This window comes from Azospirillum sp. B4 (assembly GCF_000333275.1).
GTDB lineage: Bacteria > Pseudomonadota > Alphaproteobacteria > Azospirillales > Azospirillaceae > Nitrospirillum.
Map to the genome: position 1 here is coordinate 18,376 of NZ_BACU01000610.1, position 19,550 is coordinate 37,925.

Here is a 19,550-nt window from a genome sequence, read left to right on the forward strand (position 1 = left end):
CCATTTTCTGGAAGCGGCAGTCGGGGGAGCGGGGAATGATCTGGTCTAGCGCCGTGATTGCCGGGCCATCGGGTCGTCTCTCTCGACCTTAAGACCTCAAAGCGTCAACAGACGCGGCAGGACCAGAGGGGGCTTACCGCTTCAAGGTCCGTTTCATGGTGGAAAGCATGATGTTGGTTCCCTCTCAAGGCCCAGCCCAGTCACTCTGGCCGGATCTGCTTAAAAAGGACGCCTAACGTCGTTGCTTAACCATCCATTCGTCAGCCGTCGGAAGATGACGGCGGAACCTTGGGGCCAGGGGCACGTGCGGGTGCGTCGCGAGCTGTTTATTTATGCGATTTGCGCCCTTCTGCAAACTTAAATTTTTGAAGGGCGGCATCCCGCTCGCGTCAGGGCTGGGTAAGGGAACCTTTAGGAATCGTTCGGTCAGGGGGCTTCCGCCTTGGCCCCGGCCTTGCCCTGGGCCATCCAGGCCAGCAGGGCGACGACGGTAATGGGGGCCGCCACCGCCCAGCTGGGGTCGGTGAAGGCCAGGATGGCGCTGGCGGCCAGCGCGGCGTTGGCGGCCAGGATGGCCAGGGCCACCAGGTCATGCCGGCCCAGGCGGCGCACCGCCTGCTGGTAGAAATGCTGGCGGTGGGCCTGCCACACCGGCTCCCGCCGCCACAGGCGCCGGGCCAGGGTTACGGTCGCGTCCGCCAGATAGTAGAGGGGCAGGATCAGGGCCGGCAGCCACAGCCCGTCGGCGGCGGCGCGCAGCAGCAGCCAGCCAGACAGGAAGCCCAGGGGCACGCTGCCCACGTCGCCCAGGAAGACCCGGGCGGGATGCCAGTTCCAGGCGATGAAGCCCAGCGCCACCCCGGCCAGGGCCAGGGCGTAGGAACTCATGAACCCCATCAGGCCGGCGGCGAAATAGGCGGCGGCCAGGCCCAACCCCAGGCACAGCGTTTCCACCGCGCTGATGCCGTCGATGCCGTCCATGAAATTGAACAGGTTGACGAACCACACCCAGGCCAGGCCGGCCACGAACCGGTCCAGCCAATGCGGCAGCCAACCCTGGAACACCAGCGCCTCCGCCGGCAGGGCCGATAGGCCCACGGCCACGGCCAGCACCTGGGCCAGCAGGCGCCAGCCGGGCGGGACGCTGGCCAGGTCGTCCGCCCAGGAGATGGCGGCCAGCGCCAGGGCGGCGCCGATCAGGGGCCACAGCGCGTCCATGTCGCCCGCCATCAGGCCGGTGACCGCCCAGGCGCCCAGCAGGGCCGGCACCACCCCCAGCCCGCCGCCGCGCGGCGTGGGCAGCGTGTGGCTGGAGCGTTCATTGGGCCGGTCCATGACCTGGCGGCGCTTCAGCCACCACGTGGCGCCCCCCGTCAGGCCAAGCGCCAGCAAGAAGGGCAGGAACAGGCAGAGGAAGGGGGTGAGGATGGACATGGGCGTCTCTTGTAAGCCACCGGGGGTGGCTTCACAAGGCCGGGCGCGGTTCGCGTCCTGTCGTGCGGCCAGGGGTCACGGCGCCTTGCGCCACACCGAATAGGCCACCGTGCCGTCGCCTGAGGCGCTGGCCGGCACGCCATAGCTCAGCAGCCCGCCGTCATAGGTGTAGTCGCGCACTTGGCGCTTGCCTTCCCAATTGGGGAATGACGCCGCCTGCACGTCGAACACCAGTTGGTGACGCTCCCGGTCGATCTGGACGGTACCGAAGTGGGTGCTGGAGCCCAGGACGGCCTGCCTGTACTCCTCCGCCGAGCCCTGGGCCTTCGCGCCGCTGGCGAAGATGGGCCGGCCCACCCGGAAGATCTGCATGTTGTAACGCCCGGCCGAATCGACGGTCAGCAGACCCAGCGGGTGTTCGCCATAGTTGGTCGTGCGGCTGCCATCGGCATGGATCTCGTACGCCGCGTCCATGACCCAGGTGCCCTCCAGCGATGTCAGGTCGGCGGCCCGGGTGGCGGTGGACGCGCCCAGGGCCGCCAGCAGGGCCAGGGTGTACAGCCTCTTGTCGAAACGCATGGTCGCTCCCTCTCTCATGTAACCAGTTTATCCGGTTTCAGAGGGGTGATGGTTGCCCTGATCCATGAAACCTGTCAATACGGTTACATGCGACACGACGACTATTCCCAAGCCCCTCCCATGAGGGCCCCGCTATTGGCGGAGGAACGCGACGGCTTCCGTTTCCGGGGCGGCTGCCCGGCCATCGATCTGCCAGCCACCTTGCAGGCGCGGCTGAAGCCAGCACCACGCGAACTGCTGGCGACGCCTGAGGACGTGCGGCGCTGGATGGTGGCGGCGGGCCTGACGGACACGGCACCGCCGGCGGATGAGGGGGATTTGGCGCTGGCGCGGCGCCTGCGCGAGGCCATTTACGATGTGGCCGTCCATCGGCATGGCGGCAGCGGCCCACCCCGCGGCAGCCTCAATTCGGCGCTGGCGGTGTTGAACCAAGTGGCGGCTCTGCCGGCCGCGATACCCACGCTGACGCTGGCGGGCTCCACCGCTTCTGTGGCATTCACCGGCCCCATGACGGCTTTCATCGCCACCGTGGCGCGTGAAGCGGTACATTTATTCGGCAGCGGGGCATCCATCCGGCAATGCCAATCGCCCACCTGCACCCTGTTCTTCGTCGACACGTCCCGCGCCGGCGACCGCCGCTGGTGCTCCATGAAAGGCTGCGGCACCAAGGCCAAGGTGGCGGAGTTCAGGCGGCGCAAGCGTGAGAGCGGAGGTTGACGGCGGGACCTATAAGTGCCAAATCTTATTGCGGAGGCTCGGTCTCATTGAAACCCTTCCAGGGGATTGGTGAGAGCATTGCCTCCTTTTTCGTCTATGCTCTGCTGGAATAAGGATCAGGTACATAGACGATACCGCGTGTCCGGAAGGTTTGGCCGCCGCGGAAGCCGTCCCCCTCCCACTGCAGGCGACGAATCTTCGGCTCGAACTCCGAAACGATCTCATCGCGACTTGCAAAGTTGGTCCCCAGGGAGGGCGGCCTGTAACCCCAGTTTATGGCGTAGAGGCAAATATCTGCTGCCTGGATAGCGTATGTCATGTCCGATGAGACGAACAACGGAGCGGGAACGATCCAATATGTTCGATTTCGACCCGTGGCTGTGCGCGTGAAATAGGCTTCCATGCGGGAGACGAATTTCTTATCCAAGCTTTTGTCACTTTCATCCATGACGATGAGGCCATGCTGGGCTTGGGATTCTAGGAAATAATAGAAACGTTCGAACAAGAAGACGTGGTCTTTGCGAAGATAGTCCACTTCCCGGAAATGTTCCGGTGGCCTCGCACCCCTGGGAATGGCCGAGGCAAAAATTCGAGCATCATGGGTTACCAAGAGGTCGAAGACCCCACGCGCCATTTCCAGGCAAGCTTGCCCGTAGGCTGCGAACTCCTGACTGGTGGGTGTGGCCTTTTCGCGCCCTTTCTGTAGGAAGCCGCGCGCGTGCTTTCGTCTTTCGCCCTCGTTCATGGGCGGCGCTTGTGACGCCCAGCGGAAGCGATCCTTATCCAGGAGTTTGTAGCCTTTCGCCTCTTTGCCGTAGTCGCGCAAATAGGCACCGAAGGCATCCTGTTCCAGGCGCTGCCATCCTTGGATGAAGCTCCACAGCTTTGCGGCATGAATAGCGACACCACCCCGGACTTCGAGTGGTGTTGTCTTATGGTCGTGGCCACTCTCGTCCATGAAGAAAAGCCAGCTCATCCAGTTCCAGCCCCACAGGCGGGCGGCTGGTAATGATTCCAGCCGCCTATTCTTTAGTTCACTCCACCACCCGCGCCTTCACATAACTCCCCGGCGCGTCCTCGAGGACCGTCAGCTTGCCGTCGCCGGGCACGCGGGCGGGTACTTGCGGGCCGGCGTACTGCTTCAGCCAGTCGGCATAGACGGGCCACCAGCTGCCCGGCACCTGGGTGGTGCCCGCCAGCCACTCGTCCGGGGAGGCGGGGAGCGTGTCGTTCAGGAAGTGGCTGTACTTGTTGGCCGCGGGCGGGTTGACCACGCCGGCGATGTGGCCGGAGGCTGCCAGCACGAACTTCACCGGCCCGCCGTACAGTTGGGTGGCGGCGTAGGTGCTTTTCCACGGCGCGATGTGGTCCTCGCGGGTGGACAGCATGAAGGTCGGCGTCTTGATGGCGCGCAGGTCGATGGGCACGCCCTTCAGGGTGATGCCCCCCGGCCGCACCAGCAGGTTCTTCTGGTACATGTTGCGCAGATAGAAGCTGTGCATGGCCGACGGCATACGGGTGCTGTCGGAATTCCAGTACAGCAGGTCGAAGGGGAAGGGATCCTTGCCCAGCAGATAGTTGTTCACCACGAAGGACCAGATCAGGTCGTTCGACCGCAGCATGTTGAAGGTGGTGGCCATGGCCTGGCCATCCAGATAGCCCTGGCTTTTCATGCGCGACTCAAGGGCGCCCAGCTGTTCCTCATCGATGAACACCGACAGTTCGCCCACGTCGGTGAAGTCGGTCAGGGTCACCAGGTACATCGCACTTTTGATGCGCGCGTCCTTCTTGGCCGCCATATAGGCCAGCGTGCCCGACAGCAGGGTGCCGCCGATGCAATAACCGATGGCGTTCACCCCGTCTTCGCCGGTCGCCTGCTTGATGGCGTCCAGCGCCGCCAGCGGGCCGTCGGTCATGTAATCCTCGAAATCCTTGGCCGCCAGCTTCTCATCCGGGTTGACCCCAGAGATGACAAAGACGGTGTGCCCCTGTTCCGTCAGCCAGCCGATCAGCGAGTTGGCCGGCTTTCAGGTCCAGGATGTAGAACTTGTTGATCCAGGGCGGAACGATCAGCAGCGGCGTCTTGTGCACCGTTTCCGTGGTCGGCGCGTACTGGATCAGCTGCATCAGGTCGTTCTGGAAGACCACCTTGCCGGGCGTGACGGCGATGTTGCGCCCCACCTCGAACGCCGAATAGTCGGTCATGGAGATGGCCAACTGGCCCCGGCCGCGTTCTAGGTCGCCCAGCAGGTTCTCCAGCCCCTTCAGCAGATTGTCGCCACCCGTCTCCAGCGTGACGCGCAACACCTCGGGATTGGTCAGGGGGAAGTTGCTGGGCGACAGCGCGTCCACGAACTGGCGGGTGAAGAAGTCCAGCTTCTTAGCGGTCTTGCCCTCCAGCCCCTCCACCCCGCGCACGGCGGACTGCACGTACTTGGCGGTCAGCAGGTAGGACTGCTTGATGAAATCGAAGACGGCGCTTTCTTCCCAGCTCTTGTCCTTGAAGCGCTTGTCCTCCTTGGCCGGGCTGATGACCGGCTGCGCCTCCTCCCCCATCAGGCGCTGGGCGGTGCGCTGCCACAGCGCCATGTAGTCCTGCCACAGGCCCAGTTGCGCCTCGATCAGGCGGTTGGGGTCGGCCATCAGCCGGGCGGTCATCTCCATGAAGGCGCCGCCCAGGTTGAACGGGTCCAGGCTGGACAGGTTGGCCGGCAGGCTGCCGAAGGAGGCGGCGCCAAAGGGCGCGGCAATGGACATGGGGTCGGCCGCGGCTGTGCCGTCGGCGGGCGTCTGGGCCTGGCGGGCCACGAAATCCGCCACCAGCCGCTGCGCCTGTTCGGCGATGCGGTTCATGGCCAGGGTCATTTCCACCGGATCGGGCAGGCGGACCTCGCCGTCCTTGGCCCCGTCCTTGGCGACCCCGTCCTTGGCCGCTGGCTTGGCGTCGCTCTTGGACCCAGTGGCGTGGGATTGGGCGGCCTTGGGCTCGGTGGTTTAGGTTCGGGCTTCGGCGCTTCCGCCTTGGGTGGTTCGGCCACTTTGAAGGGCGGGGGCTTGGGCACCGCCACTGGCGCGGCGGCCGGGGCCGGCATCACCACCGTGGGCGGCAGGGGGGGCGACTTGCGGCGGGGCGCCTTAGCGGCCACGGCGGGGGCCGCCGCCGCCTTGGCCGGCCTTTTCGCCGCCGCGGGCGCGGCCTTGGCCTTCTCCGCCGTGACGCCGGCCACCGGCATGGGCGCCAGCGGCTCCTGGCTCAGGTTCTTGTGCGCCTTCAGGTGTGGCGCCCCCGGCACGGGCGGGGCGATGGGCGTGGCCCGGGCCACCTTGGCCTTGGGCGCGGCGGCTTTGGCAGGAGCGGCGGTCTTCGCCACCGCCTTGGCCGGCGCTGGTGCGGAAGCGGGCTTCGCGGCGGCGGCTTTCGCTGGCGCGGCCTTGGTGGCGGGCGGGGCGGCCTTGGGCGGGGCGGACTGAGTCGGGGCTGGGGCAGTCTTGGAAACGCGCGGGGACCGGGTACGCTTGGGCGGGGTATCGGCCATGCTTTCTTGTTCCTTCGCCTCGATTACCGGGGGACCTGTCAGGGGAAATAGACACCCGCGCGATGGGTTCCCGCGGGATTTGTCACGGGCCTCCGCTCCCGGCCGGCCGTTCCGCTGCCGTAAGAAGGCTGGGTTACGGCAGGTCACGGCGCTTGCGGCCCGTGGGGATTTCATACACGATCCGGCCATGATTTTCACCGACGCAGACGCACGGCCCACGGGTGTTGACGCCCGCGATGGTCGCCCAAACCGATCCCACCCCGCCCGCGGGACCGCCGGCGCGCGCGCGCTGGCCGGCCGCGGTCTGCTGGTGCTGGCCTTGGCCGGTGCCGGGCTGGGGCTGGGCGGCTGCGCCGGCCAGCTGGTGCCCAAGGCGCTGTTCCACGATGGGCCGGAGGATCCGGAGCCCATGGCCAACGACGCCAGTTCCAAGGCGTTGCTGATGGGGGAGCGGCCGGTGCGCCGCGTGGGGCCGCCGCCCGACGTGTGGCCCAACCTGGCCTCCGTGCCGGAACGGCCCAAGGACGTGCCCGATCCCGCCGCGCGGCAGAAGGACGTGGACAGCCTGCTGGCCGACCGGCAGGCGGCGGGCGCCATCGCCACGGATTTGGGCAAGTACCAGAATTCCCCGGATCAGCAGACGGTGCAGCGCGCCTCGTCCTCCAATTCGCTGTTCGGCGGTGCTTCCAGCCCCTCGTCGGGGCCGGCCGCCCCCAGCCAGAGCAAGATGCCGGTGGTGCCCAGCGCCCCGCCCGCCGTGCCGGGCCGCGTGCCCGACGCCACGCCGGCCGTCCCGGTCGCCGCCCCGCAGGCCAAGCCCGCCGCTAGCCAGGCTGGTGCCCCCGCCGCCAACGGCACCAGCCAGACCCCCCAGAACTGACCCGGCATCGCCGGGGCCTGCTCCAAGGCCCCGGACTCGGGATCGGGGCGGAAAGTTAGGCGGGCGGGCGCGATCTTGTAAGCAAATGTCTAGAAACGGGATGCCCGCCCTGTGGAAATTGCTGTCGCCCGGCGTCAGCCGGAACGATAAAACCCATCGGCGACCCATGTCCCCTCTCCACCCCCAAACCGGTATAGACCGTCCCATGAGCGAAGAGTTCCACCGCATTAAGCGTCTGCCGCCCTATGTGTTCGCTGAAGTGAACGCGATGAAGGCGCGAGCCCGCGCGGCCGGTGAGGACATCATCGACCTCGGCATGGGCAACCCCGACCAGCCCACCCCGCCCCACATCGTGGAAAAGCTGGTGGAGGCCGTGCGCAATCCCAAGACGCACCGCTATTCCATGTCCCGCGGCATCCCCGGCCTGCGCAAGGCCATCTCCGCCTACTACAAGCGCCGATTCGACGTCGACATCGACCCGGAGACGGAGGCCTGCGTCACCATCGGCTCCAAGGAAGGCCTGGCCAACCTGGCGCAGGCCATCACCAGCCCGGGCGACGTCATCCTGGTGCCGAACCCGTCCTATCCCATCCACCCCTTCGGCTTCATGCTGGCGGGTGCCGCCCTGCGTCACATCCCGGTAGTGGATGGCGTGGACAATTTCGTGGAAACGCTGGAACGGGCCATCCGCCATTCGGTGCCCAAGCCCATCGCCGTCATCGTCAGCTTCCCGGCCAACCCCACGGCCCAGACGGTGACCCTGGACTTCTACAAGCCCATCGTCGACCTGTGCCTGAAGCACGGCATCTACATCCTGTCGGACATCGCCTACGCGGAGATCTATTTCGACGGCAACCCGCCGCCGTCGGTGCTGCAGATCCCCGAGGCGCGCGACATCACGGTGGAATTCAACAGCCTGAGCAAGACCTACAACATGCCGGGTTGGCGCGTGGGCTTCGGCGTGGGCTCCAAGAAGCTCATCGGCGCGCTGGCCAAGTTCAAGTCCTACGTCGACTACGGCGCCTTCACCCCCATCCAGGTGGCGGCCACCGCCGCGCTGAACGGGCCGCAGGACTGCGTGGAGGAGATCCGGCAGATGTACAAGGCGCGCCGCGACGCGCTGATCGAGGGGCTGGCCGCCGCCGGTTGGGACGTGCCGGCGCCCAATGCCACCATGTTCGTCTGGGCCCGCATTCCGGAGCCGTTCCGCGCCATGGGTTCGCTGGAATTCTCCAAGCTGCTGCTGCAGGAGGCGCAGGTCGCGGTCTCCCCCGGCATCGGCTTCGGCGAATACGGCGATGAGCATGTGCGCTTCGGCCTGGTGGAGAATGTGCAGCGCATCCGCCAGGCCTGCCGCAACATCCGGGGCTTCCTGCACCGGACGGGCAATGGCGGGGCGGAAGCCGCCGCCAAGAAGGCGATCTGAGGTCCTGGCCGGTCATGGTCGCGGACGGCATTACGCTCACTAAGGGGGAAAGCATGGGTTCGGCACCGCTGCGCGTGGGCATCGCGGGTCTTGGCACCGTCGGTGCCGGGGTCCTGAAGGTGCTCGCCACCCAGGGTGAGCTGCTGGCCCGGCGCTGCGGCCGGCCGCTGGTGGTGACGGCCGTCAGCGCCCGCGACCGCGCCCGTGACCGGGGCGTCGACCTTTCGGCCGTGCGCTGGCACGACAACGCCGTCGACCTGGCCGGGGACGACCAGGTCGACGTGGTCGTGGAACTGATCGGCGGCTCGGACGGCATCGCCGCCCGCACCGTCGAGACGGCGCTGGCCAAGGGCAAGCACGTGGTCACCGCCAACAAGGCCCTGTTGGCCCACCACGGCACGGCGCTGGCGCACCAGGCCGAGGACAAGGGCCTGACCCTGGCGTTCGAGGCGGCGGTGGCCGGCGGCATCCCGGTCATCAAGGGCCTGCGTGAAGGCCTGGCCGCCAACCAGGTGCGCGAGGTGCACGGCATCCTGAACGGCACCTGCAACTACATCCTGACGGAGATGCGGACCACCGGCCGCGACTTCGGCGACGTCCTGGCCGAGGCCCAGGCCAAGGGCTACGCCGAGGCCGACCCCAGCTTCGACATCGACGGCGTGGACGCGGCGCACAAGCTGGCCATCCTCACCTCCGTCGCCTTCGGCACGCGGGTGGACTTCGCCAATGTGCATGTGGAGGGCATCCGCCACATCTCGGCGCTGGACATCGACTACGCCGGGCAGCTGGGCTACCGCATCAAGCTGCTGGGCATCGCCCGGCGCACGGACAAGGGCATCGAGCAGCGGGTGAACCCCTGCATGGTGCCGGTGGGCTCCCTCATTGCCGCCACCGACGGGGTGTTCAACGCCGTGGTGGCCGACAGCGATTTCGCGGACAAGGTGGCCCTGGTGGGCCGGGGGGCCGGTGCCGGTCCCACCGCTTCCGCCGTGGTGGCCGATCTGGTGGATATCGCCATCGGTCGCCGCACCCCCACCTTCGCCGTACCCGCTGGGCAACTGGCACCTCTGACTCCTGCCCCCTTGTCGGCGCGGCGCGGACGGTATTATGTGCGCCTCATGGTGGTCGACCGTCCGGGCGTCATCGCCGACGTCGCCGCAGCCCTGCGCGACCAGAACGTCTCCATGGAGTCGTTCCTGCAGCGGGGGCGGGCGCCAGGTGAGGCCGTTCCGGTGGTGCTGACCACCCACGATACGGAAGAAGTGGCCATGCTGCGCGCGCTCGCCGTCATTGGCGATCTGAACGCGGTTCAGGAACCGCCACGGATGATCCGTATCGAGGATTATTGACACACCACCGTCACGGCTCCCCGCCTTATAATAAGGGGGCCGACGGCAAACAGACTCGGGGGAAGATGAATGAGCAAGGCCACTGAAGCGCCCAGCGATCCGAAGGGCGACATCAGCCTGGTTATGGACCGGAACCTGGCGCTGGAGGCGGTGCGCGTGACCGAGGCTGCGGCCCTGTCGGCGTCGCTTCTGATGGGCCGTGGTGACGAGAAGGCCGCCGACCAGGCCGCCGTGGACGCGATGCGCAAGGCGCTGAACAGCCTGTCCATCGACGGCACCGTGGTCATCGGTGAGGGTGAGCGCGACGAGGCGCCCATGCTCTACATCGGTGAGAAGGTGGGCAGCGGCGTCGGGCCCAAGATCGACATCGCCCTGGATCCGCTGGAGGGCACCACCATCACCGCCACCGGCGGGCCCAACGCCCTGGCCGTCATCGCCATGGCGGAATCGGGCGGCTTCCTGAACGCCCCCGACGTGTACATGGACAAGATCGCCGTGGGTGCCGGCCTGCCCGAAGGCGTGGTCGACATCGATGAGAAGATCGAGACCAACCTGAAGAACCTGGCCCAGGCCAAGCACGCCACGGTGGAGGAGCTGGTGGTCTGCATCCTGGACCGCCCCCGCCATCGCGAGCTGATCGCCCGCGTGCGCGCCGCCGGCGCCCGCATCATGCTGATCGGCGACGGCGACGTGTCCGGCGTCATCTCCACCTCCCAGCCTGACAGCGGCATCGACCTGTATGTCGGTTCCGGTGGTGCGCCGGAAGGTGTGCTGGCCGCCGCGGCGTTGCGCTGCATCGGGGGCCAGATGCAGGGCCGCCTGCTGTTCCGCAACGACGATGAGCGCGCCCGCGCCAAGCGCTGGGGTGTCACCGACCTGGACCGCAAGTATGAGCTGACGGATCTCGCCAGCGGCAACGTCATGTTCGCGGCCACCGGCGTCACCACCGGCACCATGCTGCGCGGCGTGCGCCGCTTCCCCGGCGGCGCGTACACCCATTCGGTGATCATGCGGTCGAAGAGCGGCACGGTGCGCTATGTCGAGGCGCACCACAACCTCCGCACCAAGACCAAATTCATTCCGGATGCCAAATAACATGACGTTCGTGGGCTCACCGGCGGGGGAAGGCTCCGCTGGTGAGTTTCGCCCCCTGCTGGGGGTCGCCAAGTCCGCCACCGGCCGGCGCTGGCTGGCCCGCCCGCATGACGAGCGGCTGGCCCTTGCCCATGCCCAGCGCGGCGGCTTGCCGGAACTGGTGGGGCGGGTGCTGGCGGCGCGGGGCGTCGACTTGGACCAGGCCGAGGATTTCCTGGGCCCCACCTTGAAGCGCTTCCTGCCTGATCCCCACGCCCTGCTGGACATGCAGGCCGCGGCCGAACGGCTGGCCGACGCTGTGCGGCGGGGGCGGCGCCTGGCCGTCTTCGGCGATTATGACGTGGACGGCGCCACCTCCTCCGCCTTGCTGGTGCGCTTCTTCCGCCATGTCGGCGCCGACATCCAGGCCTACATCCCCGACCGGATCAACGAAGGCTACGGTCCCAACGCCCCGGCGCTGCTGCGCCTGCGCGAGGCCGGGGTGGACCTGGTCATCACCGTCGACTGCGGCGTCACCTCGTTCGAGCCGCTGGCCGCCGCCGCGCAGGCCGGGCTGGAGGTCATCGTCGTCGATCATCACAAGGCGGAACCGGCCCTGCCCACCGCTGCCGCGGTGGTGAACCCCAACCGTCTGGACGAGACCATGACCGACCGCCTGGGCACCCTGGCGGCGGTGGGGGTCAGCTTCCTGCTGGTCGTGGCGGTCAACCGCGCCTTGCGCCAGGCCGGCTGGTACACGACCGGCCGGGCGGAACCGGATCTGATGGGCTGGCTGGACTTGGTGGCGCTGGGCACCGTCTGCGACGTGGTGCCCCTGGTGGGCCTGAACCGCGCCCTGGTGGCCCAGGGGCTGAAGGTCATGGGTCGGCGCAACAATCCCGGCATCGCGGCCCTGGCCGATGTCGCCGGCGTCAACGAGCGCATGGACGCCTATCATGCCGGCTACATCCTGGGGCCGCGCGTCAATGCCGGCGGCCGGGTGGGCCGTGCCGACCTGGGTACCCGCCTGCTGTCCACCGATGATCCGGTGGAAGCCCGCACCCTGGCGGATCAGTTGCATACCCTGAACGCCGAGCGGCGCGCCATCGAGGCCCTGGTGCTGCAAGAGGCCATCGCCATGGTAGACGCGGCGGTCACCGCCGATCCGCTGGCGGGCACCGGTTCGCTGGTGGTGGCGGGGGCCGGCTGGCATCCCGGCGTCATCGGCATCGTCGCCTCCCGCCTCAAGGACCGCTACGGCGTGCCGGCCTGCGTGGTGGCGCTGGACGGTGGCGTCGGCAAGGCGTCCGGCCGGTCGGTGCGCGGCGTGGACCTGGGGGCCGCCGTCATCGCCGCCCGCCAGGCGGGCCTGCTGATGGCTGGCGGCGGTCACGCCATGGCGGCGGGTTTCACCGTGGCGGAGGAAAAACTGGCCGACCTGCGCGCCTTCCTGGGCGAGCGCATCGCCCGGCAACTGGCTGGCCAAGGCCCCTTGGTGCCCACCCTGCACCTGGATGGGGTGGTCAGCGTGCGCGGCGCCTCCACCGACCTCCTGGGCCACATCACCCGCCTGGGGCCCTTCGGCACCGGCAATTCCGAACCACGCCTGGCCGTGGCCGACGCCCGCGTCGTGCGGGCCGACGTGGTGGGCGGCAACCATGTGCGTTGCGTCCTGTCCTCCCCCGACGGCGCCCGGCTGAAGGCCATCGCCTTTCGGGCCATGGATGAGGATTTGGGCCCAGCCCTGCTGAACCACGGCGGCCGGCCGCTGCATCTGGCCGGCACCTTGCGCGCCGACCGCTGGAACGGGGCGGAGGGCGTGCAGCTCATGATCGACGACGCGGCCGTACCGGGCGCCGCCTGATTGTGGGGGGTCCTCCCGGCCGTGTTGAGGCGTGGCGATGTAAGCCGGTGCTTGCAAACCCATTAATGTCAAGCGCAGCCAGCTTCCGTCCGCGGCTGGATGGCAGCGATTCACCGTTTTGCTTGGCGGTTGGGCTGAAATTTTCTTATGCGCCGTCCGGAATTGCGTGCCGTCCGGCGACTCTCCATTATCGATACGTGGCAAATTATTAACCGGATTATTGTGGTCCCGTGCCAGTAGCGGGGCCGCCGACGTCAATTTTTGCTTGGCGGTAATAGACCTGTCATCGGTTCATCATTTTGCGATTCAGGGCGCGACTGGATTGACAGCGGCACTGCATTAAACGATCCTTGGAAACCATGGGCCGTTGCCACCCGCCGTTATTAACGGTGTGTTGGCCAGGTCCGTTGGCCGCCATAAAAACAAAAGGGCCGATCATAACAACGCAGGACGGTTCCAAGGTTCCGCCCGCGCAGCCTGACAGGGCAGCCCGGGAGGGTGAGGGGGTATTGATGTCGGGACAGCCTGGAGCGAAGCGGGCGGCATCCGCCCCGCCGGATACAGCGGGTGACGCCCCGGCGCCGGAATCAACCCTCAGCCGCCTGGAATCCCACTTCCGCACCTTGGATGAGGGGTCGCTGGTCCGTGTCGCCGCCGCCGTGGAAAAGGCGCGCGCGACCGAAACGGGGGCGGCCTCCGACGAACAAATCCTGACCTGTCTGCGTCCCATGCTGCGCAGCTTGCGCCCCGTGCGCGTGCCGACCTTTCAACGGGCGCTGTGCGTGTGCCTGGAACCCTATCTCATCGACCGTGACCCCCTTGGCGGCGCGCGCCGGGCGGTGGTGGCCCGGTCCAGCCTGGCGCCCTGGTGGCGCCTGTTGATGGGGTCGTCCTACCGCCCGCGGCTGGCCGCGGCCACGGCGGAGTATCGCAACGCCGTGGCTTCCGAACGGCAGGATGAGGTTGACGCCGTTGTCCAGTTCGGACGCAGCATCGCGGCGGAGGCCACGACCATCCTGTTGGCGGACGCGGCGCAGTCCGCCGTGCGGCGGCGTGAGCTTGAGACCTTGCTGGGCAGTGAGCGCGCGCTGGAGGATGTGGCGGAGATCGCGCGCATCCTGGGCCTGGACCCGCTGCTGACGCCCTGGTTCGACCAGATCCGCGCCGTGTGCCCGCGCACCGCCGACGGCCGCGTGCATGATTTCAATCCCCAGGGCACTGTCGTCGCCAAGAACGGCTATATGCACCTGCACGCGGCCGACCGCGAGGTGGTGGACTATTATTTCCACGGCTTGCTGCGCCTGTTGGCCCAGCCGTGGCAGTCGTTGCGCCTGGTGCGTCTGCTGTCGGCCGATCTGCTGCGCGCCGGCGGGGGTGACAACGCCGGCCTGCAGATGATTCCGGCCAAGCTGTTCGGCGACCTGACCCGCACGCTGGCGGAAATCGGGCGCACGGCGGCGGGTGACCGGGGCATGACCCGGCGGGTCTGGCTGATGACCTGCGCCCGTCTCATATCCGACGCCGGCGCCATGGTGCAGGGCATGGCGGAGGAGGTGAAGGAGTTCGGCGACTCGTCTTGGGAAACCATGATGGTCGAGGCGCGGCAGAAGGTGGCCCAGGCCGCCGACCAGTTCGCCAGCGTGGCGGTACGCGACGCCGGCATCGTCCTGCCCCAGAAGGAGATGCGGGAGAAGCTGGAGGTTCGGCTGGTGCCGGACATGACCCATAGCCCCACGGACGATGAGGTATCGGTGGCGCAGGCGGCGGCGACGCTGTTCACCGCCTGTCGCAAGGTGGCGGAGAAGGAGGGGTTCGACCGCTCCATCCGCGCCAAGGAGGCGGATCTGGAGGCCACCTTCCACACCGCCATCACCTTCCGTTTTGAATATCTGCGGGCGCGGGGCAAGAACAAGGCCGTCTCCGCCCAATTGCAGGCCTTGGAAAAGGTCTTGCGCTCCATGCCCAAGACCGAACCCATGCTGGACCTGATCCTGAAGGCGGAGCGCGCCATCGAACGCTTCCGCTAGCCTCTGTTTTCCCGCCTAATCCGGCCGCGCGACCAGGCAGACCCCCTATGCGCGAAAACCGGTAGGCGGGGCTTTTTATCCGCTTGCCTTATCGGGGCCGGATCATTATGTATCCACCCCGCTGTCCCCTTCGTCTAGAGGCCTAGGACACCGCCCTTTCACGGCGGCGACACGGGTTCGAATCCCGTAGGGGACGCCATCTGGCGATCAAGCCATTATATTTCCCGCGAAAATAGCCAAGCATCAATATCGACGTTGTCCACGCTTGTGGCACCCTCGATAGAAGCCTGCTTTCTCCGGATCCCCGATACACGCAGTACCACCTGGCTGGGGCTGCCCCGTGCTGTTCGTGACCGGCCAAGCCGAAAGCGCCGCCATCCGGGCGGGCTTTCCGGGAACCAAAATGGACATGATCACCAAGCCCTTCACCCCAGGGCGAGGTGCTGGTGATCGGACTGGCTGCGGAAGCTCCGGCGCCGTGCCGCCCGGCGGTCTTGTGGCGATGGCATGGCCGTCTCCGTGGGTGCCGGTGGGGCGGGGACCCGATACGCCGCGCCGGAGAAATGGCACGCGAGGCGGCGCGCGCTGGGATGCTCGAACAGGTCGGTGACGCTGCTCTTCAGGTTCAGTTCCTGGCGCAATCGGCGATTCACCGCGACCGCGATCAGGGAGTCGGCGCCAAGCTCGAAGAAGGACGTATCGGGGTCGACGGGTCGTCCGTGCAGCGCATCCCGAAGAATGTCGCTGATGGCGGCGACCAACTCGGCCTCCTTCTGCGCCAGGGAGGGGGCGGGCAGGGGGGAGACCGCGCCAGCGGCACGCTGAGCGATCTCGATGGTGGCCGGAGCATTGGGGTCCGCCAGCAAGGCGGCGCGATCAACCTTGCCATTGCCGGTCAGCGGCAAGGTGTGCCGTACACTGATGCGTTTTGGGACCATGTAGCTGGGCAAACCGGCCGCCAAGTGCGCGCGCACCGCCGCCGGATCAAGGGCCGTTCCGGTGACGAACAGATGCAATTGCCGGCGCCCGGTATCGTCCGGCGCGGCCAGCGCGACCGCATGGCCGATCCCGGGATAGCTCAACGCCGCGGCCTCGACCTCGCCCAGTTCGATGCGATAGCCGCCGATCTTGACCTGGCCGTCCCGGCGGCCCAGGAACTCGATCATGCCGTCACGCCAGCGTCCCATGTCACCCGTCCGGTAGAGGCGGTGGCCGGTTCGCGGGTCGGTGACGAAGGCCGCCGCCGTCCGGTCGTCATCGCGCCAATAGCCGCGCGCGACACCGGCGCCGCCGATATGGAGTTCGCCCTCGATGCCGTCCGGGCAAGGCGTCATTCCAGGGCCGAGCACCTGGAACGACTGGTTCGCCAACGGCCGGCCATAGGGCACGCTGCGCCATGTCGGATCGAGCGTGCCGACGCGGTGATAGATCGACCAGATTGCCGCCTCGGTCGCGCCGCCCAGGCTGATCAGTTCAACCTGCGGCGCCGCCGCGGCCAGGGCCGGGGGCAGACCGAGTGGAATCCAGTCGCCACTCAGCATGGCGAGACGCAGACTTGACAAGGCCTTGGCCGGAGGATCGGCGGCCAGCAGCAGGTCAAGGAACATCGGCACCGAATTCCACACGGTGACGCCGGTGGAGGCGACCAGGTCCGCCAGCACTTCGGGGTCCCGGATCCGTGCCGGGTCAGGCAGCACCAGCGTGCCGCCCGCCGCCAGGACGCCGAAGATGTCGTAGACTGACAGATCGAACCCCAGCGCCGACAAGCCGAGAACCCGGTCGTCCGGCCCCACGCCGAAGCGGTTGTTGACGTCGAGCACCGTGTTGAGCGCGGCGCGGTGTTCCAGCATCGCCCCCTTGGGCTCCCCGGTCGAGCCGGAGGTGAACAGGACATAGGCCAGGTCGTTGCCGTTGGCGCGCCGCGGCGGCAACGACCTCGGCGGGAGTGCGGGTTCCAACTGGTCGGCGGCAAGGACGGCGGCGCCGTCCGGCAACGCCAGTGTCGACGCCAGCGCCGCGGTGGTGATGACGGTCTGTGCCCCGCCCCGCTCCACCAGCCGGCGGAAGCGGGCCGGCGGCAGGGCCGGATCGACCGGCAGATAAGCCCCGCCGGCCATCAGCACGCCCAGCACGGCGGCGATCTGCAGGGCGCTCTTGTCGAAGGCGACGGCGACCAACCCGTCCCGGCCAGGTGGCGGCAAGGCGGCGGCGATCGCGGCCGCGCGACACACCAGCTCGCCATAGCTCCACCGCGTGCCCGGCGCGATGATCGCGGTCCGATCCGGTGTTTCGAGGGCGCGCCGCAGCAAGGGTTCGTGCAGCAGGTCGTCGGGGATCGGTGCGTCGGTCGCGTTGATCGCATCCCGTCTTGCCGCCTCGTCCTCGGCAATCGCTTGCGTCGCGGATGCCGTCCAATCCGCGCCGACGGTGGCCAGCCGGGCAACCGTGCTGGCATAGGCATGGAACATGGCGGCGACCAGGCCATCCGGAAACGCCTCTTCGACCGTGTCCCAGGTGAACACCAGCCGGCCGCCCTCTGTATAGATCTGGGCGTCGAGGAGGACCTGCGGCGTCTGCGTCACGCCATGGTCCAGGGCGCCCAGGCTGCTGATGCCCGTGCCGGCGCCGATCACCGGATCATAACCCAGCATGCTGGTGAAGACGAAGGGAACGCCCCGCCCGCGACCGAAGCGGCGCATGGCCTCGACCCCCGACACGGCGGTGTGTTCCAGCCGGCGCGCAAGCTCCGCCGAGAAACGGCCGGCCGCCGCGGCGAAACCGCCCTCGCTGTCCGCCCCGACGCCGACCAGGACGGTGGAGGTGAAGTCACCGATCACGCGATCGATATCGGGATGCACCGGCCGGCGATCATAGACAGTGACGTTTAGCGCGAAATCGGCCCCCGTCCAATGGGCCAGCGTCGCGCCGAAGGCGGCGGCCATCACCGCGGCCGGGGTGGCGCCGCTCAGCCGGGCGGTGGTTTGCAGCCGTTGCCAGGCCGTGGCGTCAAGCTCGCCCCGGCGGCGCACGAAACGGGCGCCGACCAGGGCCTCGTCCGGCCGGGCCCGGGGCAGGGCTGGCGCGTCCGGCAGACGCGCCATTTCGGCCTGCCAAAAAGCCAGCGCCCGCTCATGTTCGGCCCCATTCCGGCGGCGGTCCAGATACAGCATGTAGTCGCGGAACGAAATAGCCGGCGGCGGGACGGTGGCATCCGTTTCGGCATAGAGCCTGCCCCATTGCCGCAACAGCCCGAATAGGCTCAGGACGTCAATGATAAGGAGATCGATGGAAACATGAAGGCGTGATCCCTGGCCGTCATGGCTGAGTTCTATCCGGAACAGCGGCCAGCAGGTCGGGTCGAACACCTCATGCGCCATCCGTTCGCGCAATGTCGCCAGGCAGGCGGCGCCGTCGGCCGCGCCACGCCAATCGTGTTCGACGATGCGGATGGCGGGGACCTCCGGCTGGACCCGCTGGCGGGCGTCGGCGGTGAACACCGCGCGCAACATGTCGTGGTCGCGGACCAGCCGGTTCCAGGCGGCGGTGAGACGCCCGCCATCCAGCGGCGTATCGGACAGCAGTTCCCAGTAGACGTGACAACCCGTGCCGCCCAGCGGCACCGCCGGGCTGCGTCCGACGAAATAGGCCAACTGCAGATCGGTCAGCCCGAACGGTTCGGCCGCGTTGGCCGGATCCGGCGTGATTCGCTCCACGGTATCGGCTTTGCCGGCGCCGGCCAGCACGGCACCGATCGGTTGCCGTGCCAGCAGGTCGCCGAGGCCGACCGCGAGGCCGGCCTCGCTGGCCAGCCGGTTGCGAATCTCGATGGCCAGGATCGAGTCCAGCCCGAGGTCCAGCAGGATGGCGTTCTGGTCCAAAGATGTGTCGAGAGCCAGCGCGCGACCGATGACGGCGAGGGGGGCGGTGTCGACCGCCGATGGCGGGACGGCCGCGGGCGGCAGGGCCGCCGTCCCCGTCCAGAACCGCCGACGGATGAAGGGATAGCCGAATGGCCGGCTGGGTTGCCCAGCGGCCACGGTTGGCTCCGCGGCGACGGCGGGGATGCGCCGTGTGGCGAGGCAATCATCGATCGCATTGGCCAGTGTCGCCGCGTCCGATACGGTGAAGGACGCGCGGAATCGCGCGGTCGTCCGGGGCGCCCCCAGCACGGCGGCAACATCGGGGAGTGACGGACGGGTGGCGCGCAGCCAGGCCCCGACGGCGGCCAGGCGGTCGTAAAGCTCCGGTTCCAGCGTCGCGCCCAGAACGATGATGTGCTGGGCGGCGGGTGACGGATGGGTCCTCCCCGCCTCTCCCGGGCGTATCACGGCCGCCGCGCAGGCCCCATTGAGCGCGAAGCCGTTCACCAAGGTGCGGCCTTTACGCGCCAGGGCCGCGCGCGCGACCGCGGCCAAGCCGGAGACGGCCAGCATATGGCCGGCCGCGGGTTTCAGCGTATCCAGCGGCAGCCCGCGCGCACGCTCGCCCAACACCAAACCCGGACAGGAAGGGCGAATTCCGTTTCGTCCCGCGGCATCACCGCCAGAACCGCAACCCCTCAGTCACCAGCGTCAGCCGCCAGAACCCAGGGGTCGCTTCGCCGTCGCGCCGTTCGTTGTCGCCCGCCGCGTCGGTGAACGGGGTTATAGAGACGCCCGCCGGGG

General features: G+C 68.0%; 12 protein-coding genes, 1 tRNA gene and 1 pseudogene. 9 read left to right on the plus strand and 5 right to left on the minus strand.

The window, feature by feature from the left end; all coding sequences use genetic code 11:
* Positions 1-426 precede the first annotated feature (426 nt).
* The gene (locus I55_RS27375; RefSeq protein WP_044563899.1) at positions 427-1,434 is read right to left on the minus strand and encodes a glycosyltransferase family 4 protein; all 1,008 of its coding nucleotides are present in this window, start codon (positions 1,432-1,434) and stop codon (positions 427-429) included.
* A 75-nt stretch (positions 1,435-1,509) separates the two neighbouring features.
* The gene (locus I55_RS27380; protein WP_049974553.1) at positions 1,510-2,013 is read right to left on the minus strand and encodes a lipocalin-like domain-containing protein; all 504 of its coding nucleotides are present in this window, start codon (positions 2,011-2,013) and stop codon (positions 1,510-1,512) included.
* Between the two features lie 120 nt (positions 2,014-2,133).
* On the opposite strand from I55_RS27380, the gene I55_RS27385 reads away from it, so the two are divergent.
* On the plus strand, positions 2,134-2,730 hold the full coding sequence (locus tag I55_RS27385) for an ABATE domain-containing protein (protein ID WP_044563913.1): 597 nt from the start codon (positions 2,134-2,136) through the stop codon (positions 2,728-2,730).
* Positions 2,731-2,824: 94 nt separating this feature from the next.
* Here the strand turns inward: I55_RS27385 and I55_RS33575 are convergent, their stop codons facing one another.
* Together I55_RS33575 and I55_RS27395 are read right to left on the minus strand one after the other, a co-directional pair.
* A complete protein-coding gene (locus I55_RS33575) occupies positions 2,825-3,706 on the minus strand; it encodes a DUF3800 domain-containing protein (RefSeq protein ID WP_049974554.1) in 882 nt (293 codons plus the stop codon).
* A 58-nt stretch (positions 3,707-3,764) separates the two neighbouring features.
* Positions 3,765-5,595, minus strand: a pseudogene (locus I55_RS27395) (PHA/PHB synthase family protein).
* A 189-nt stretch (positions 5,596-5,784) separates the two neighbouring features.
* Here I55_RS27395 and I55_RS37900 point away from each other — a divergent pair.
* The 8 genes from I55_RS37900 to I55_RS27435 all read left to right on the plus strand — a co-directional run bounded on the left by I55_RS37900 (position 5,785) and on the right by I55_RS27435 (position 15,085).
* Positions 5,785-6,201 carry a hypothetical protein gene (locus tag I55_RS37900; RefSeq protein WP_044563901.1) on the plus strand — a complete coding sequence of 139 codons (417 nt, stop codon included), beginning with the start codon at positions 5,785-5,787 and terminating at the stop codon, positions 6,199-6,201.
* 252 nt (positions 6,202-6,453) lie between these two features.
* On the plus strand, positions 6,454-7,146 hold the full coding sequence (locus tag I55_RS27405; RefSeq protein WP_044563902.1) for a hypothetical protein: 693 nt from the start codon (positions 6,454-6,456) through the stop codon (positions 7,144-7,146).
* Positions 7,147-7,351: 205 nt separating this feature from the next.
* The gene (locus tag I55_RS27410; protein WP_044563903.1) at positions 7,352-8,572 is read left to right on the plus strand and encodes an LL-diaminopimelate aminotransferase; all 1,221 of its coding nucleotides are present in this window, start codon (positions 7,352-7,354) and stop codon (positions 8,570-8,572) included.
* Between the two features lie 53 nt (positions 8,573-8,625).
* On the plus strand, positions 8,626-9,921 hold the full coding sequence (locus I55_RS27415) for a homoserine dehydrogenase (protein ID WP_044563915.1): 1,296 nt from the start codon (positions 8,626-8,628) through the stop codon (positions 9,919-9,921).
* Positions 9,922-10,044: 123 nt separating this feature from the next.
* Positions 10,045-11,016, plus strand: coding sequence for a class II fructose-bisphosphatase (gene glpX / locus I55_RS27420; RefSeq protein WP_044563916.1), 972 nt, complete (start codon positions 10,045-10,047; stop codon positions 11,014-11,016).
* A gap of 1 nt (position 11,017) precedes the next feature.
* Positions 11,018-12,859 carry a single-stranded-DNA-specific exonuclease RecJ gene (gene recJ / locus I55_RS27425; RefSeq protein ID WP_044563904.1) on the plus strand — a complete coding sequence of 614 codons (1,842 nt, stop codon included), beginning with the start codon at positions 11,018-11,020 and terminating at the stop codon, positions 12,857-12,859.
* A gap of 512 nt (positions 12,860-13,371) precedes the next feature.
* Entirely contained in the window at positions 13,372-14,886 is a 1,515-nt protein-coding gene (locus tag I55_RS27430; protein WP_148294007.1) for a hypothetical protein, read from the plus strand.
* 123 nt (positions 14,887-15,009) lie between these two features.
* A tRNA-Glu gene (locus I55_RS27435) sits at positions 15,010-15,085 on the plus strand.
* 226 nt (positions 15,086-15,311) lie between these two features.
* Here I55_RS27435 and I55_RS27440 read toward each other — a convergent pair.
* The gene (locus I55_RS27440; protein ID WP_148294008.1) at positions 15,312-19,376 is read right to left on the minus strand and encodes a non-ribosomal peptide synthetase; all 4,065 of its coding nucleotides are present in this window, start codon (positions 19,374-19,376) and stop codon (positions 15,312-15,314) included.
* Between the last annotated feature and the right edge of the window lie 174 nt (positions 19,377-19,550).